Source organism: Nocardia sp. NPDC050718 (assembly GCF_040654235.1).
GTDB lineage: Bacteria > Actinomycetota > Actinomycetes > Mycobacteriales > Mycobacteriaceae > Nocardia.
In genome coordinates this window covers 23,967-39,196 of record NZ_JBFAHQ010000009.1, presented here as the reverse complement: position 1 = coordinate 39,196, position 15,230 = coordinate 23,967, and the positions used below count along the sequence as shown (strand labels likewise).

Annotated in this window: 16 protein-coding genes and 1 tRNA gene; 8 read left to right on the top strand and 9 right to left on the bottom strand. The window is 70.5% G+C overall.

The features are described 5' to 3' along the window. Positions 1-12: 12 nt before the first annotated feature. The 4 genes from cynR to AB0H54_RS29670 all read left to right on the top strand — a co-directional run bounded on the left by cynR (position 13) and on the right by AB0H54_RS29670 (position 2,613). A complete protein-coding gene (gene cynR / locus AB0H54_RS29685; protein WP_357349806.1) occupies positions 13-897 on the top strand; it encodes a transcriptional regulator CynR in 885 nt (294 codons plus the stop codon). Between the two features lie 111 nt (positions 898-1,008). Beyond that, complete coding sequence (locus AB0H54_RS29680; RefSeq protein WP_357349805.1) at positions 1,009-1,608, top strand: carbonic anhydrase; 600 nt, start codon at positions 1,009-1,011, stop codon at positions 1,606-1,608. A gap of 26 nt (positions 1,609-1,634) precedes the next feature. Next, positions 1,635-2,105 (top strand): cyanase, encoded by a 471-nt coding sequence (cynS, locus tag AB0H54_RS29675; RefSeq protein ID WP_357349803.1) that lies wholly within the window; start codon positions 1,635-1,637, stop codon positions 2,103-2,105. Between the two features lie 7 nt (positions 2,106-2,112). Then, positions 2,113-2,613, top strand: coding sequence for a nucleoside deaminase (locus AB0H54_RS29670; RefSeq protein ID WP_357349801.1), 501 nt, complete (start codon positions 2,113-2,115; stop codon positions 2,611-2,613). Here AB0H54_RS29670 and AB0H54_RS29665 read toward each other — a convergent pair whose 3' ends face one another. Continuing rightward, positions 2,614-3,159, bottom strand: a complete 546-nt coding sequence (locus tag AB0H54_RS29665) for an ester cyclase (RefSeq protein ID WP_357349799.1) — start codon at positions 3,157-3,159, stop codon at positions 2,614-2,616. Positions 3,160-3,230: 71 nt separating this feature from the next. Here AB0H54_RS29665 and AB0H54_RS29660 point away from each other — a divergent pair, with 71 nt between their 5' ends. Together AB0H54_RS29660 and AB0H54_RS29655 are read left to right on the top strand one after the other, a co-directional pair. Continuing rightward, positions 3,231-3,866 carry a helix-turn-helix domain-containing protein gene (locus AB0H54_RS29660; RefSeq protein WP_357349797.1) on the top strand — a complete coding sequence of 212 codons (636 nt, stop codon included), beginning with the start codon at positions 3,231-3,233 and terminating at the stop codon, positions 3,864-3,866. A gap of 166 nt (positions 3,867-4,032) precedes the next feature. Further along, positions 4,033-4,120 (top strand) — tRNA-Glu (locus AB0H54_RS29655). Positions 4,121-5,568: 1,448 nt separating this feature from the next. Here AB0H54_RS29655 and AB0H54_RS29650 read toward each other — a convergent pair. From AB0H54_RS29650 to AB0H54_RS29620, 7 genes are all read right to left on the bottom strand, one after another. Continuing rightward, entirely contained in the window at positions 5,569-8,301 is a 2,733-nt protein-coding gene (locus AB0H54_RS29650) for a fumarate reductase/succinate dehydrogenase flavoprotein subunit (RefSeq protein WP_357349795.1), read from the bottom strand. Continuing rightward, a complete protein-coding gene (locus AB0H54_RS29645) occupies positions 8,298-9,041 on the bottom strand; it encodes an ABC transporter ATP-binding protein (RefSeq protein WP_357349793.1) in 744 nt (247 codons plus the stop codon). The genes AB0H54_RS29650 and AB0H54_RS29645 overlap by 4 nt, the downstream gene beginning before the upstream one ends. Next, positions 9,038-9,907 (bottom strand): ABC transporter permease, encoded by an 870-nt coding sequence (locus AB0H54_RS29640; protein ID WP_357349791.1) that lies wholly within the window; start codon positions 9,905-9,907, stop codon positions 9,038-9,040. The genes AB0H54_RS29645 and AB0H54_RS29640 overlap by 4 nt, the downstream gene beginning before the upstream one ends. After that, positions 9,904-11,334, bottom strand: coding sequence for an ABC transporter substrate-binding protein (locus AB0H54_RS29635; RefSeq protein ID WP_357349789.1), 1,431 nt, complete (start codon positions 11,332-11,334; stop codon positions 9,904-9,906). Before AB0H54_RS29635 ends, AB0H54_RS29640 begins: the two co-directional genes overlap by 4 nt. Positions 11,335-11,351: 17 nt before the next feature. Next, positions 11,352-11,579, bottom strand: coding sequence for a ferredoxin family protein (locus AB0H54_RS29630; protein ID WP_019046727.1), 228 nt, complete (start codon positions 11,577-11,579; stop codon positions 11,352-11,354). Then, on the bottom strand, positions 11,580-12,356 hold the full coding sequence (locus AB0H54_RS29625; RefSeq protein WP_357349787.1) for a GntR family transcriptional regulator: 777 nt from the start codon (positions 12,354-12,356) through the stop codon (positions 11,580-11,582). It lies immediately after the preceding gene. Between the two features lie 198 nt (positions 12,357-12,554). Further along, positions 12,555-13,229 carry a PaaI family thioesterase gene (locus AB0H54_RS29620; protein ID WP_355282074.1) on the bottom strand — a complete coding sequence of 225 codons (675 nt, stop codon included), beginning with the start codon at positions 13,227-13,229 and terminating at the stop codon, positions 12,555-12,557. 192 nt (positions 13,230-13,421) lie between these two features. On the opposite strand from AB0H54_RS29620, the gene AB0H54_RS29615 reads away from it, so the two are divergent. Continuing rightward, positions 13,422-14,078 (top strand): HAD-IA family hydrolase, encoded by a 657-nt coding sequence (locus AB0H54_RS29615; protein WP_357349785.1) that lies wholly within the window; start codon positions 13,422-13,424, stop codon positions 14,076-14,078. 6 nt (positions 14,079-14,084) lie between these two features. Here AB0H54_RS29615 and AB0H54_RS29610 read toward each other — a convergent pair whose 3' ends face one another. Next, positions 14,085-14,609 carry a DinB family protein gene (locus AB0H54_RS29610; protein WP_357349783.1) on the bottom strand — a complete coding sequence of 175 codons (525 nt, stop codon included), beginning with the start codon at positions 14,607-14,609 and terminating at the stop codon, positions 14,085-14,087. A 111-nt stretch (positions 14,610-14,720) separates the two neighbouring features. Between AB0H54_RS29610 and AB0H54_RS29605 the strand changes: the two genes are divergently transcribed. Continuing rightward, positions 14,721-15,194 carry a hypothetical protein gene (locus tag AB0H54_RS29605; protein WP_357349781.1) on the top strand — a complete coding sequence of 158 codons (474 nt, stop codon included), beginning with the start codon at positions 14,721-14,723 and terminating at the stop codon, positions 15,192-15,194. Positions 15,195-15,230 lie beyond the last annotated feature (36 nt).

Below are 15,230 nucleotides of genomic sequence, written 5' to 3'. Positions count from 1 at the left end.
ATCATGATGGCCATGGAGCTGCGTCATATCCGGTACCTGCTCGCCGTCGCCGACCACGGGAACTTCACCCGGGCCGCCGAGTCGCTGCACATCTCCCAGCCGACGCTGTCCCAGCAGATCAAACAGCTCGAGCGGCTGCTCGGCGTGCAGTTGCTCGACCGCTCCGGCCGGACCGTGCGGCTCACCGACCCCGGTCGGGTCTACGCCGAACACGCGCGTAACGCGTTGCGTGACCTCGCCGCCGGGGAGCGCGCGGTCCACGATGTGCAGGACCTGACCAGGGGACACCTGCGGGTGGCGATGACGCCCACGATCACCGCCTATCTCATCGGCCCGCTGATGGATCGGTTCCATCGCGCGCACCCGAAGGTCACCGTGGCGGTCGCCGAGACGACCCAGGATCGGCTGGAGGAGGACCTGCTCGCCGACGTCATCGATCTCGGCATCGCCTTCAGCGGCACCCATGCCGCGGGCATCGACGGCACGGCCCTGTTCACCGAGGACCTGAGCCTCGTGGTCGGTGCGGACCATGACCTCGCCGCGCACGCCGGGCCGCTGCGGATCGCGGATCTCGCCGTCGTGCCCCTGGCCCTGCTCAGCCGCGATTTCGCGACCCGCACCCACATCGACGTCTACCTCGCCGACCACGAGGTGGCGCCGCGCATCGCGATCGAGGCGAACTCGATCAGCGCGCTGGTCGAATTCACCCGGCGCGGCACGCTCGGCACCGTCCTGCCCGATGCCATCGCCCGCGCCCACCCGGACCTGCGCCCGGTCCCGCTCGAACCCGCGCTGCCGAGCCGGACGGTGGAACTGCTGCGCCGCGGCACCGCCTATCACTCGGCCGCTGCCCGTGCCTTCGCCGCGATCGCCCGGGACACCGCCGCCGAATCATAGATGGCATCAATAGGAACTGTAAGAACTGCATATTGGACGCTATAGCTCCCGGCGGGCAGGCTGGATCTCGATCAGCAACACCGAGCCGGCACCCACCGAAGGGAGCGATCCATGACCGACCTCGCGGACGGCGTCACGCACTTCCAGCACGACGTCTTCCCTGGCAAGGCAGCGCTTTTCGCCGATCTGGCGACCACCCACACGCCCCACACGCTGTTCATCAGCTGCTCCGACGCGCGCGTCGTGCCGGAGCTGATCACCAGCAGTGAACCGGGCGAGCTCTTCGTGATCCGCACCGCGGGCAACCTCGTGCCCGCCTACGCGCCGGGGGCAGACGGGATCGCCGCCAGTATCGAATACGCGGTCGCGGTGCTCGGGGTGTCGCGGGTCGTCGTCTGTGGCCATTCCGGCTGCGGCGCGATGACCGCGGTCGCCGAGCGCCACGATCTGAGCGCGATGCCCACCATCGCCCAGTGGCTGCGGCACACCGATGCCGCCGCGGCCCGGCTCGGCGCGGTCGGTGCGACCGACCTGCCGAGGCTCGTGCGCGCCAATGTCGTTGCGCAGCTGTCCAATCTGGCCACCCACCCGTCCGTGGCCCGCGCGCTCGGCGCGGGTGCGCTCGTCGCCGAGGGCTGGGTGTTCGACATCGGCTCCGGCGCGGTGACGGTGGTCGACCGCGCCGGAGCCGAACACACTCCCGCCGCCTGAATCCCTCCACGAAAGGACACCACCTCATGGTGCACGCACAGTTCGATCCCGCCGCCCGCGCGTCCCTGGCCGTCACCGCGGTCGCCGCGAAGACGGCGAAAGACCTGACCTGGCAGGAGATTTCCGACGCCGCGGGTTTGTCGGTGGCCTTCGTCACCGCCGCCGTGCTCGGTCAGCACGCTCTGCCCGAGGCCTCCGCGGTGGCCGTCGCCGAGCTGCTCGGCCTCGACGCCGACGCGGCGACCCTGTTGCAGACCATCCCCACCCGCGGCTCGATCCCCGGCGGCATCCCGACCGATCCGACGATCTACCGCTTCTACGAGATGCTGCAGGTCTACGGCACCACGCTCAAGGCGCTCGTGCACGAACAGTTCGGCGACGGCATCATCAGCGCGATCAACTTCAAGCTCGACGTGCGCAAGGTCGCCGACCCCGAGGGCGGCGAGCGCGCCGTGATCACCCTCGACGGCAAGTACCTGCCCACCAAGCCGTTCTGAGGTCGTCGTGGATTTCGCACAGCACACCATCGACCTGGCCCGCCGCAATGTGGAGGCGGGCGGGCGTCCGTTCGCGACAGTGATCGTGCGCGACGGCGAGATTCTGGCGGAGAGCCCGAATCTGGTCGCGCAGACCAGCGACCCGACCGCGCACGCCGAGATCCTCGCCATCCGGGCGGCGTGTACGAGGCTGGGCACCGAGCATCTGGTCGGCGCGACGATCTACATCCTCGCGCTGCCGTGCCCGATGTGCCTGGGCGCGCTGTACTACTGCTCGCCCGACGAGGTCGTCTTCCTCACCACGCGCGACGCCTACGCACCGCACTACGTCGACGACCGGAAGTACTTCGAGTTCACCACCTTCTATGACGAGTTCGCGACCCCGTGGGATCGGCGTCGGCTGCCCCTGCGGCACGAACCGCGCGCGGATGCCGTCGAGGTGTATCGCCGCTGGCAAGAGCGCAACGGTGGTGACCGCCGGGTCGGCGGCGTCCCGATCGCGGGCTGATCAGCGACCCGAACGCACTTCGCGCACCGCGCGGCGCTTGAGCTGGATCGACCGCAGCAGATACACCGGCGAGGGCGGCAACCAGCCGAGCTGCCGGGCCATGCCCAGGTCGTCGCGGTTGGCCCAGTGCTCGAAGATCTTGCCGTCGCGCATGCGGAACCAGTGCGATTCGGTCATCGCGAAGGTCTTGCCGGTGGGCGGGAAGGCGTTGTCCACGGCGCCGGACTCGGTGTAGAAGACCAGCGGGCCGATCTGGCGGCCGTGCATCGTCGCGTAGACGGTCACCAGATCGCCCTCGACCGCCGTGGCGTGGATGTCGTAGGACATGTCGGTGAACGCCTCGCGCAGCCACTCGGCGAGCGCGTGGATTCCGGCCGGGCCGGTGCCGCGCGCCCAGGGCGGTGCGGCTCGGCGTTCGCGGGTGATGCCGTCGGGATGGGTGACCTCGGCGAGGTCGGCGACGCTGCCGTCCACCATGAGATGGATGCCGCGGATCGCCACGGACGTCAGGTCGCCTGCGACGACCTGCGGGCTGATGGTGTTCATGATGACGCTCCGTCTGTGATAGAACTCCAATTGGGTAAAGTTGGACTGTATCTAAAAGTATTGGACCCCTCATGACCGAAGTCAAGAGGCGCTACGACGCGTCGGGGCGGCGCGCGCGAGCCAAGGTGCGGCGCCATGCGATGGTGGCCGCGGCCCAGGAGCTGTTCGAGCGCGACGGGTTCCGGCCGACGACTATCGCGGCGATCGCCGAGCGCGCAGGCGTCTCGGCGGAGAGCGTGTACAAGGCGTTCGGTACGAAGGCGGCGCTGGCCAAGGCCGTGTTCGATGTCGTCATCGCGGGCGACGACGACGATGTCCCCGTGTATCAGCGCCCCGAGCAGCAGGCGATGCTGGCCGAACCGGACGTGCGCCGCAAGATCACGATGTTCGTCCACGGGCTGGCCCGGCGGCAGGCCCGGTCGGCCACGGTCCAGTTCCTGATCCGCGACGGCCGCCACGTCGACGATTCGCTCACCCCGGTGTGGGACAAGCTGGCCGAGGAGGGCCTGGTCGGGATGACCATGCTGGGCGGGCACCTGCTCGACACGGGGCAGCTCCGGCCCGGGATCGAGCTCGACGAGGTCCGCGACGTGCTGTGGAACTACCTCGCCATCGACACCTACGAGCGGCTGGTCCTGGCCAGGGGCTGGCCGGTGGACCGCTACGCGGACTGGGTCGCGCGCACGATCATCGCCGCGCTCACCTGAGACCGAGCCACTCGGGTGCGCGGTCCAGCCGCGGCAAGGTCTCCGACACCTGGGACACCAGCTGCCAGGGGCGGTTCGTGTCGGTCCCGGCCTTGCCGCTGGTGAGAATCGCGCCCGCGAGTCCGCGCTCGGGATCAGCCCAGCCGTACTGCGTCGTCAAACCGCTGCGGCCGAAGTGGAACCGGGTGTCGCGGCCGAATTTCGATCGGCGCCCGCCCAGTTCGAATCCCGCGCGGCTGACCCGGCCCGCCGCACCGGGCATCCGGTCGGCGGGCCGGATCGCGTCGCGGAGCGTGGCTGGTTCGATGATCCGGATGCCGTCGAGTTCGCCGCCCCGCGTGAGGATCTCGTAGAAGCGCGACAGCTCGGTGGCGGTGGTCACCAGGTTGCCGGACGGGAGTTCGGCGGTGAGGAACGCGTCGTTGTCGGCCTTGGACGCTTTGTCCATCCGCCCGCCCAGTGCCTTGCGCGCCAGGAACAATGACAGCCGCGACGGTGGCGGCCCGGTCTTCACGCTCGGTACGACCCGGTCGAGATCGGCCGGGTCGACGCCGAAGGTGTTCCAGCGGAAGCCGAACGGCTCCAGTACCTGCTCGGCGAGGTGCTCGCGCATCCGCTTGCCGGTCGCCCGCTGCACGAGCAGTCGCTGGATCAGCCCGCTGGTCAGGGCGTGATAGACACGGAACCGGCCGGGCGGCCAGCTCGGCACGAGATCGGCGAGCGCCGCGACGGCCAGATCCTCGTCCGGCACGACCTCGCTGCCTTTGTACGGCGGGGTGATGAACGGGACGCCCGCCGAATGCGACAGTACGTCGCCGATGGTGATCCGGTCCTTGCGATGCGACGTGAACTCCGGAATGTAGTCGCACACACGGTCGTTCAGTGCGAACGCACCCTGCTCGACGAGCATGGACATCACCGTCGCGGCGACACCTTTCGCGGTCGAGAAGCCGCAGAACGGCGTGTCCGGAGTCGCCAGGATCTTCTCGGCATCGGGGGCGTCCCTGGGCGCATTGCCCCAGCCGTGGCCGATGGTCCGGTTCAGCACGATCTTGCCGTTGCGCCGCAGACACACCTGGATCGCCGGCGAGGTACCCATCGCGTACCAATCGCGCACGGAGTCCCACAGCCGAGCGACCGCCTCGGCCGACGTACCGGCCTCGGCCGGGTCGTCCTCGTGGCCGACGGTCGTCACCGTGTCCAGGTCCTCGGCGACCGTCACCAACGTGCCCGAGAGTGCGCTCATGCGACCCAGCCTATCGACGCCGCGGATCACCGACACTGTGACGCGGGCATCTCGAGGCTGTGACCTGGGGAGATATCGGGAAGATCGGATCGATGGGAACCGTAGGTGGACCGCAGTCGGGCTCGGTCGTCCTCGGCGCGGATGCTGTCGGCCGAACCGCATCGCGCGCCGTCCGGCCGCCGTGGTCGACCGACGTCGCCTCGAGAGAGCCCCGCGCGGTGGCGGCGATACTGCCCCGTGCGGGTGAACCTGAGCCGGCCGGTGCGGACGGGCGGATGTTGCCGGGAGGTATGACGTCGGTTGGCGCGGAGGAGCCGGTCTCGCCCGGTATCGGTCCGCGCATGCCGTTCCCCGCCGAGCGGCCGACATTGCCGACCCGGCGCCTGAACTGGGTTGTGCGCCGTCGCCTGGACCGTGTCGCTGCGGCGCTACGGCACGGTCCCGATCCGACGCCGCTCACGCGCGCGCGTCGGACAGCTCGGCGGCCCGGGCCGGGTCGCCCGGGGTGCGGCCCGCCGCGACGACGGCACGCCGGGCGTAGGCGCGGACATCGGCGTCCGGGTCGGCGATCGCGGTCTCGAGCGCGTCCACGGCGGCGGTGTCGGTCGGCCAGGTCGCCAGGGCGAGGACCGCGGCCTTGCGGACGTCGAGATGCCGGTCGGTGAGGGCGTCGGCCAGTGGCGCCACGGCCGCTTCGGGGGCGGCGCCGGCGAGGCCACGGGCCGCACCTACCCGGACCTGCCAGGCCGAATGCCGCAGTGCCGCAGCCAGTCCCGTGACGTCCTCGGCACCGGGACCCAGCGCGGCGTAGGCCGTCAGCGCGGCGGCCCGTACCAGTGGATCGGGATCGGTGCCGAGCACCCGGATGACCTCGACCCCGCCCGCGCCGATCGACGCGAGCCCCTGGGCGACGGCGATGCGCACCTCACGGTTGGTGTCACCGGCGATGGAGGCCACCGCCGCGGCGTCGTCGAGCGAGACCAGCGCCCGCACCGCCTCGATCCGCACCCGATGGTCGGTATCACCCAGCGCCGCACGGTAGTCCGCCGCCGATCCGGCCCGCAACGCCCGCAGCAGGTCGATCACGGTCGCCCGGACCAGCGGATCGGGCGAGCCCAGGTGCTCGGCCAGCGCACCCGCGCCCGGGAGCACCTCCACCAGTTCGCGCAGGCTCTCGGTCGCGGCCCGGCGCACCGAGGCCGCCTCGTCGCCGAGCGCGCGCACCAGTTCGGTGGCGAATCCGTCGGGCGTGTTCTCGGTGAGCACCGACAGCGCCGCCACCCGGACGACGGGATCGGGATCGGTCAGGTAGCTCGACACCTCCTCGACGCCAGGGGAATCCAGCGCGAGCAGGGTCACCAGCCGCGGCGAGGACGGCGATGTCGCGACCGGCCGTTCGCGCACCGGGGCCTCCTGGGGCGCCCGCGTCCCGACGAGCGCGGGCTGGGCGATCACCTCGACGATCGGTTCGGCCGACGGCACGTCGTCGAGACCGGGCACCGGCACCAGATACGGTGCCACCGAGCGCTTCACGAACTCCATCTCCCCGTCGGCGGTCTTGCGCAGATTCAGGTGGAAGTTCCACGACGCGTCGTCGCGCTCGGGCAGGTCGGCCCGGTCGTGATAGAGCCCCCACCGGGATTCGGTGCGGGTCAGCGAACTCCGCGCCGCCATCTCCGCGCAGTCGCGGATGAACGAGACCTCCGCGGCCCGCATCAGCTCGTGCGGGGTGCGCGCGCCGATGCCCTCCACCTCCCCGCGCATCCGCTCGAAGGTCTCCACCGCGATCGACAGCTTGGCCGCGGTCTTCGGCGGCGCCACATAGTCGTTCACGAAACGCCGCAGCTTGTACTCGACCTGCGGCTGCGGCGGGCCCTCCGGCTGGCGCAGCGGCCGGTAGACGAGCTCGTGCGCGTCGGCCAGCTGATCCTCGGGCAGCTCGGCGGGGGCCGCGACCTCGGTCAGTGTCGAGGCCGCGTGCGCGCCCGCCAGATCGCCGTAGACGAACGCGCCGATCATGTAGTTGTGCGGCACGCAGGCCAGATCGCCCGCCGCGTACAGGCCGGGGACCGTGGTGCGCGCGTTCTCGTCCACCCAGACGCCGGACGCGGAATGCCCACCGCACAAACCGATCTCGGAGATGTGCATCTCGATGTCGTGGGTACGGTAGTCGTGGCCGCGATTGGCGTGGAAGGTGCCGCGGGTGGGCCGCTCGGTGGTGTGCAGGATCGACTCGAGCGTGGACAGCGTCTCGTCCGGCAGGTGCGAGACCTTCAGGTAGATGGGCCCGCGCGCGGACTCGATCTCCTGCTTCACCTCGGCCATCATCTGCCCCGACCAGTAGTCGGAGTCGACGAACCGCTCACCCTCGGCATTGACCTGGTAGCCGCCGAACGGGTTCGCGACGTAGGCGCACGCGGGTCCGTTGTAGTCCTTGATGAGCGGATTGATCTGGAAGCATTCGATGCCCGACAGTTCGGCGCCCGCGTGGTAGGCCATCGCGTAGCCGTCGCCGGCGTTGGTGGGGTTCTCGTAGGTGCCGTAGAGGTAGCCCGAGGCGGGCAGCCCGAGGCGGCCGCACGGACCGGTCGCCAGGATCACCGCTTTCGCGCCGACCGCGACGAACTCACCGGTGCGCGTGTTCAACGCGGCCGCGCCCACCGCCCGCCCGTTCTCGGTGAGCACCCGCACCGGCATCAGCCGGTTCTCGATGCGGATCTTCTCGCGCATCGTGCGCTGGCGCAGGACGCGATAGAGCGCCTTCTTCACGTCCTTGCCCTCGGGCATCGGCAGCACGTAGGACCCCGACCGGTGCACCCGGCGCACCGCGTACTCGCCGTACTCGTCCTTCTCGAACTTCACGCCGTAGCGTTCGAGCCGCTGCACCATCGCGAAGCCTCGGGTCGCGGTCTGATACACGGTGCGCTGGTCGACGATGCCGTCGTTGGCGCGGGTGATCTCGGCGACGTAGTCCTCCGGCTCGGCCTTGCCGGGGATGACGGCGTTGTTCACGCCGTCCATGCCCATGGCGAGCGCGCCGGAGTGCCGCACGTGCGCCTTCTCCAGCAGCAGCACGCTCGCCCCGGACTCCGCGGCGGTGAGTGCGGCCATGGTGCCCGCGGTGCCGCCGCCGATGACCAGGACGTCGCAGTCGAGCCGGACGCGGTCGGACAGGTCGGGAATGTTCACAGTGACTCCAGGATTCGGTCCCGTAGCGCCTGCCGGTCCACCGGCTCACGCGGGTCGGGCACCTCCACGAGCGCGCGCAGCGCACCGTCGCCGAGGACGGCGATCCGATCGCCGAGCAGCAGCGCTTCGTCGAGGTCGTGGGTGACGAAAACGATGGTGGTGGGATGCGCGCGCCAGGTGTCGACGAGCAGGCGCTGCATCTCCGCGCGGGTCTGGCTGTCGAGCGCGCCGAACGGCTCGTCCATCAGGACCGCGCGCGGCGACCCGGCCAGGCTGCGGGCCAGCTGCACCCGCTGGCGCATGCCGCCGGACAGATCGCGCGGCAGATAGTCGGCGTAGCCGGTCAGCCCGACCTCGTCGAGCCAGCGCTGCGAGCTCCGCGCCCGCTCGCCGCGCGGTACGCCGCGAAGCCGCAGGGCCAGCTCGACATTGGCGCGCGCGGTGCGCCACGGCAGCAGCGCGTCGTCCTGGAACACCAGCGCGCGATCGGCCGACGGACCGGTCACGGTGTCCTCGTCGGCCCGGATGATCCCGCCGCTCGGACGGCGCAGCCCGGCGAGCGCGCGCAGCAGCGTCGACTTGCCGCAGCCGGATTTGCCCACCAGGACCAGGATCTCGCCGGGCGCGATGTCGAGGTCGACGCCGCGCACGACGGTCTTGGCGCCGTAGCTGATCCGTACCGATTCCAGGCGCAGCCGCATGCCGACCGAGACGGCGGGCGCGGCGGTGGTCGTGGTCATGACGCGACCTCTCTCGGCAGCCAGCGGGTGACCCGGCGGCCTGCCAGTTCGACGATTCCGGAGGTGAGGAAGCCGAGCACGCCGATGGTGATCATGCCGACGAACACGGCGGGGTAGTCGACGATGGTGTAGGACTGCCAGGTGCGGTAGCCGATGCCGAGCCGCCCGGAGATCATCTCGGCGGAGATGAGGCAGATCCAGGCCACGCCCATGCCCACCGAGAGCCCGCTGAACACTCCGGGCAGGATGCCGGGGACGACCACCCTGGTCAGCACCTCGCGCCGGGACGCGCCGAGCGTGCGGATCGCGTCCTCCCAGATTGTCGGCAGCGCCCGGGTGGCGTGCCGGGTGCTCACCAGCACCGGGAACAGCGACGCGGTGAAGGTGATGAACACGATGCCGGACTCGTCGCTGGGGAACAGCAGGATCGCGACCGGCACCAGCGCGATCGCCGGGATCGGGCGGACCAGCTCGGCCAGCGGACCGAACACGTCGGCCAGCAGCCGGGACCTGCCGAGGCCGATGCCCGCCAGCACACCGACGATCGCGGCCAGCCCGAACCCGGTCACGATCCGGATCAGCGACTGCGCCACATCGAGGTAGTACTGCCCGGTGCCCAGATGCTCGCCGAACTCGGCGACGATCTCGGTCACCGTCGGCAGTGTGTCGAAGCGCAGGCCCGCGCGCACGTCGCCCGCGGTGAGCAGCTGCCACAGCCCGACCGCCGCCAGCACCGAGGCGACCCGGATCGACCGCGAGATCCACACCGACCGGCCGGTGTCGCTGTCGACGTCGTCGGGGTGCCGGGCCGCCGCGCGGGTGTCGTCCACCGCGGCCGCGGTGCGCGGACCGGAAACCGTACTCATCCGCGGACTTCCGTCACGGCCTGGTCGTAGGCGATCGGCGTGGCGGCGGGATGGGCGGCGCGGTAGCGGTCGGCGGCGGCCTGCGTGGTGAACGGCAGGTAGCGGTCGGCGTCGCGCAGCCAGATCGCCTTGTCGGCGAACCAGCGGGTGCCCAGCTCGGCGTCGGGGAGGTAGACCGCGCGGATCGTCTTGCCCTGCGACTTGGCGGCCTGTACCGCCCGCAGCAGGCAGGCCGGGTTCGCTGCGGGCTGCGGCTTGTCGGCGCCGTCGACCCAGATCTCGCCCGCCAGCGCCGGATCGGTCACGGGCACCGCGCAGATCGGGTCGGTTCCGGTGACCTTGCTGGGGTTCACCCGCGCGGCCAGCGCGGTGTCGTAGTCGCCGCGCCCGGTCTCGGCGAAGGCTTGGCGCAGCGGGCCGTCCTGCACGAACGCGTCGATGTCGAGGTCGGCGAAGTCGCCGATCGACTTCAGGTAGGTCACATCGTCTTTGAACGCGGCGATCAGGTTCGCCTTGAGCGTGGTGTCGAAGCTGGTGCCGCCGGGGCCGTTGTAGAGGTAGACGACTTCCTGCGGCAGGCCGGAGCCCTTGGCGACGAGATCGGCGGCCTCGAACGGCTTCTCGTTGAGGAACGCGGTCGCGTCCAGCTGCGCGGCCAGGAACGCCTGCAGCACTTCGGGATGGTCGGCGGCGTAGGCGCGGCGGGCGACCACGCCGTGGAAGGTCGGCACGTTCAGCTCGGCGCCGTCGTAGAGCAGCTTGGCCTTGTTCTGCTGCACCAGCAGACCCGGCCAGGCCACGAACTGCGAGAGTGCGCTCACCTGATGCGATTCCAGCGCGGTCGCGCCGACCTGCGGCTGCTGGTTGAGCACCTCCACGCCCTTGGCGGGGTCGATGCCCGCCCGGCTCAGCGCCTGCACGAGCGTGCCGTGGCCCGCCGAACCGACACTGGCCGAGATCTTCTGGCCCGCCAGATCGGTGAGCGAGCGCGCGGGCGAATCATTGGGCACCACCACCATGTTCAGCGCGCCCTTGGGGTTGTAGCCGGTGATCGACACCAGCTCGGTGCGGGCGCGCTCGTTGGCCTGGGTGCGGGAACCGTTGATGAGCAACGGGTAATCGCCCATCGAGCCGATATCGATCTTCTCGGCCACCATCTGCGCGGTGATCGGCGCGCCGGTGTCGTAGTCCTGCCACTCCACCTGGTACTTCGCGCCGCCGGCGTCGGTGATCCGTTGCAACCGCTGCTCGAGGTAGCCCTGCGCCTTCAGCAGGGTGCCCGCGGTGACGGTGTTGATGGTCTTGGACTGGTAGCCGATGACGACCCTGACGGTGCCCGCCGGCGCGGCGTCGGTGCTGTCGAGCGAGCAGCCCGCCGCGGTGAGCGCGAGGGCGAGCACGGCGGGGACGAGACGAGTGAGCTTCATGCGTGGATTTCCCGGGTTCAGCGGAGCAGATAGGGCATGTTGACGGTGACGGCGCCGGTGGGGCAGCGGGCGGCGCACGGCCCGCAGTACCAGCACTCGTCGACGTGCATGTAGGCCTTGCCCGAATCCTCGTGGATGGCAAGGGAATCGAGCGGACACATGTCGACGCACAGGGTGCAGCCGGTGATGCACAGCGATTCGTCGATCGTCACGGGGACGTCGGCACGCTGGGGGACGAGCGCCATCTAGAGGACCTTCCATTCGGGTGCGCTGCGGGTGAGGCTGCCGCGCATGGTGATGCGGTCACCGCGCATGCGGATGTATTCGAGATCGACGGGCCTGCCGTCGTCGAGGTGGGTGAGGCGCTCCAGCATCAGCAGCGGGGCGCCGGCGGGGGTGTCGAGGGTGGTCGCGGTGTGCGGGTCGGCGGCCACCGCTTCCAGGGCGAGGTCGGCCGCGCCGAGCGACTGGCCGGTGACCTGCTCGAGCAGGACGAACACGTCGGTCGTCTCGAGGTCGTTGGCCAGTACCGCGTCGCCGACATCGGGCGCGAGGTAGGTGAGATCCAGGCTCAGCGGCAGGTCGGCGAGGAAACGTAGCCGCTCGATGTAGACGACGCGGTCGCCGGGGGCCAGGCCGAGCCTGCGCGCGACGGCCGGGGGCGCGGTGATGTGGGTGGCCGCGCGCACCTCGTTGCGGACGGTGCCGTGCTCCTTGAGCGTCTCCTGCAGGCCGAGCAGGGCGTCGAGGCCGTGGTCGTACTTGCGGGCGGCGACGCGGGTGCCGACCTTGGGCGCGCGATCGATGAGGCCCTCGTCGCGCAGCAGCGCCAGCGCCTCGCGGACGGTGTTACGGGAGGTGTCGTGCTCGGCGGCGAGCTCCTGCTCGCCGGGCAACGCGCCCTGGACCGCGCCGGCCAGGATCTGGTGGCGCAGGATGTCGGCCACCCGGCGCGCCCGATCGGCGCGCTGGCCTCGGATCGGAGTGGGATCGGCGGCTGCCGTTTTCTCGCTGACCTGCATGAACAGCGACGATAGCGGCCGTTATGCGGCCCCGAGCCCGACGCGAATCGGGCCCGGATTCAGGGGATGTTTCTGCGCCGGGTGACCGTCGCCGGGACCTGCGGCGATCGGCGTCGGCGGCGGTATTGCGCCACCCCGGCCGGTGCGGGCGACATTCGGATCACGTCGATCGCAATGTCGCCCGGCGGCCGGGACGGATCAGGGCTGACCGGGCTTGAGGAGGATGAACAGCCCGTTCGCCTCGGCGCACAGGCGCTCGCCGTCGTGCATCGTGGCCCGCAGGTACACCTTGCGGCCGTCGGTCCGCTCCACCCACGCGCGCACCGTCAGCTTCTTGTTGAGCGGGGTGATCGAGCGGTAGTCGATCGTCAGCGAGGCGGTCCGGGTGACGGCCTTGGTGTGCACCGCGGCGGTCATGCCGAGGATGTCGTCGAACGCGACGCCGATCTGGCCGCCGTGCGCGGCGTTGTTGCCGCCCAGGTGGAAGGTGCGGAAGGTCAGCTCGGCGGTGACACCGTCGACGTCGGCGCTGGACACCGTGTACGGCGGCAGCGTGATGTTGCCGCGCGAGGGCAGGTCGGTGCGGGTCCAGCTCGGCGCCGACCACTCGTCCACGACCGCGGCGTCCAGGCGCGCGTTGAGCTGCTCGAGCGTCGCGATGGTCTCCTTGGCCAGCTCGTCGGACGGGTTGAGCAGGCGCGCCCGATCCATCAGCTCGCGCACCTGTTCGATCAGTTCGCCGTAGTGCGGGCCGCCGATGGTCTGGTCCTGCATCGCCTGCCTGCGCTGCTGGATCAGCTCGGCGACCGGCCGGAACCCGCCCTCGTGGTGCTCTGCGTCCGGCAGCGAGTTGCCGACCTGTGTATCGTCCATATGCAACACGTTATCGCTGCGGAGCTGGATGTTCGCGTCCGGTGTCCCACTTGTGTCCGCGCTCGTGACACGGCTCACCGCCGCAGGCGCTCCTCTATTAGGCTGGTCGGCGATCACCGAGCAGGTCTGTACGTACCGAGAGTCGGCGCGCCCGCGGGGTGCCCGGCGGATGAACGGCGAAAGGCTGAGCGCATGGGTATCGCGGCGGTTGTGTTCGACATGGACGGCGTGCTGATCGATTCCGAGCCCCTCTGGGAACAGGTCCGGCACGACTACGTCGACCTCAAAGGTGGCCGGTGGCAACCGGATTCGCAGCGCAAGATGATGGGCATGAGCACCCAGGAATGGGCCGCGTACATGAGCGACGATCTCGGCGTCGCCATGCCGCTCGACGACATCTCGACCAAGGTCATCGATCTGATGGCCGACAAGTACGCCCACCACGTGCCGTTGCTGCCGGGCGCCGTCGAGGCGGTGCAGCGCTGCGCGAGCCAGTGGAAGCTCGGGCTGGCCAGTTCGTCGCCGCGCTCCCTGATCGACCTGGTGCTGGCCAAGGCCGGGCTGCTCGAGTACTTCTCCGCGATCCTGTCGACCGAGGAGGTCGGGCGCGGCAAGCCCGCGCCCGACGTCTACCTCACCGTCGCCCAGCGCCTCGGCGTCGACCCGGACAGCTGTACCGCCGTGGAGGATTCGACCAACGGCCTGCGCTCCGCCCACGCGGCGGGCATGCGGGTGATCGCCGATCCCCGTCCGGAGTTCCCGCCGGTGCCCGACGCGCTGGCGCTGGCCGCCGTGGTGATCGACGATCTCGATCAGCTGACCACCGAGGTGATCACCGGGACCGCCTGAGCCGGGTCAGAAACTGCCGGTGACGCCGTCGATCCGCTCCCGCAGCAGGTCGGCGTGGCCGTTGTGCCGGGCATATTCCTCGATCATGTGCAGGTACACCCAGCGCAGGCTGTAGCCGTCGGACCGCCACGGGACATGGAAGACGTGGTCGAGCGGCAGGTCGGCCACCGCCGCATCGCAGGCGGCGACCTCGGCGTGGAAGAGCGCGAACGCCTCCTCGGCGGGCACCGAGGTGAGGTCGTCGAAATCGGCGTCCGGTTCCGTCTCGGACCCGTAGACCGGGTCGACGGGCTCCCCGGCGGCCGAGACCCGGAACCAGCCGCGCTCGACCTCGGTGAGGTGCCGGATCAGCCCGAGCAGCGAGAGTGTGGACGGGGGGACCGACCGGGTGGCGAGTTGATCGCGGTTGAGGCCGCCGCATTTGTTCAGCAGGCTCTGGCGATGGAAGTCCAACCAGGACTGCAACATCGGGCGTTCCGCCACCCCGACCAGCGTGCGGGTCGGGATGATTTCGGGCGCTGTCCACGTCATCGGGCCGACGGTACCGCTCCGCGCCGCGCCGCGCAGTCCGATTACCGTCGCGCGGCACCGATTCACCGGGACCCCTGGTCCCGTCCGCCCTCGATCCGGCACACTGGCCGGATGGGTGCGCAGCGTGACGAATCGCCGGCGGTCGTGGTCCACCTCGGCGACGGTTCCGGCGCGCCACGGGCCGTCGACCCGGCCGATCCCGGCACCGCGGCCACCGACCCCGCCCCCGATCACCCGTTCCTGCTGCTGACCCGCACCGCCACCGAGCGGATCCAGGCCAGGTTCCTCGACGACGGCACCTACGAGCTCGAGCACACCGACGGCGGCGACCGCCGCCAGCTGTTCACCACCGACGCCCTGCTCGTGCGCGATGTCGTCTGGTCCTGGGTCCAGCAGGACCGCTGGTGGCGCGACACCGTCGCCTGGACCACCGTCGATCCCGCGATCGCCGAACTCGACGCCCTGCGCGCCGAACTGACCGAGATGCTCGACGGCATCTCGGTGCTGGACGCCGTCACCGACGACCTCGACCGCGCGCTGGCCAGGGCCGACGAACTCCTGGCGGCCGACCCCGACCCGGACTAGTCCGCGTCCTGTAGTCGTTGTGGTCGTTGGTCTTAG

Coding starts and splice junctions, on each gene's coding strand:
- AB0H54_RS29610 (WP_357349783.1), bottom strand. CDS start 14,609: ATGACGTGGACAGCGCCCGAAATCATCCCGACCCGCACGCTGGTCGGG.
- AB0H54_RS29680 (WP_357349805.1), top strand. CDS start 1,009: ATGACCGACCTCGCGGACGGCGTCACGCACTTCCAGCACGACGTCTTC.
- AB0H54_RS29625 (WP_357349787.1), bottom strand. CDS start 12,356: ATGCAGGTCAGCGAGAAAACGGCAGCCGCCGATCCCACTCCGATCCGA.
- AB0H54_RS29665 (WP_357349799.1), bottom strand. CDS start 3,159: ATGAACACCATCAGCCCGCAGGTCGTCGCAGGCGACCTGACGTCCGTG.
- AB0H54_RS29630 (WP_019046727.1), bottom strand. CDS start 11,579: ATGGCGCTCGTCCCCCAGCGTGCCGACGTCCCCGTGACGATCGACGAA.
- AB0H54_RS29620 (WP_355282074.1), bottom strand. CDS start 13,229: ATGGACGATACACAGGTCGGCAACTCGCTGCCGGACGCAGAGCACCAC.
- cynS (WP_357349803.1), top strand. CDS start 1,635: ATGGTGCACGCACAGTTCGATCCCGCCGCCCGCGCGTCCCTGGCCGTC.
- AB0H54_RS29615 (WP_357349785.1), top strand. CDS start 13,422: ATGGGTATCGCGGCGGTTGTGTTCGACATGGACGGCGTGCTGATCGAT.
- cynR (WP_357349806.1), top strand. CDS start 13: ATGGAGCTGCGTCATATCCGGTACCTGCTCGCCGTCGCCGACCACGGG.
- AB0H54_RS29605 (WP_357349781.1), top strand. CDS start 14,721: ATGGGTGCGCAGCGTGACGAATCGCCGGCGGTCGTGGTCCACCTCGGC.
- AB0H54_RS29645 (WP_357349793.1), bottom strand. CDS start 9,041: ATGACCACGACCACCGCCGCGCCCGCCGTCTCGGTCGGCATGCGGCTG.
- AB0H54_RS29660 (WP_357349797.1), top strand. CDS start 3,231: ATGACCGAAGTCAAGAGGCGCTACGACGCGTCGGGGCGGCGCGCGCGA.
- AB0H54_RS29635 (WP_357349789.1), bottom strand. CDS start 11,334: ATGAAGCTCACTCGTCTCGTCCCCGCCGTGCTCGCCCTCGCGCTCACC.
- AB0H54_RS29640 (WP_357349791.1), bottom strand. CDS start 9,907: ATGAGTACGGTTTCCGGTCCGCGCACCGCGGCCGCGGTGGACGACACC.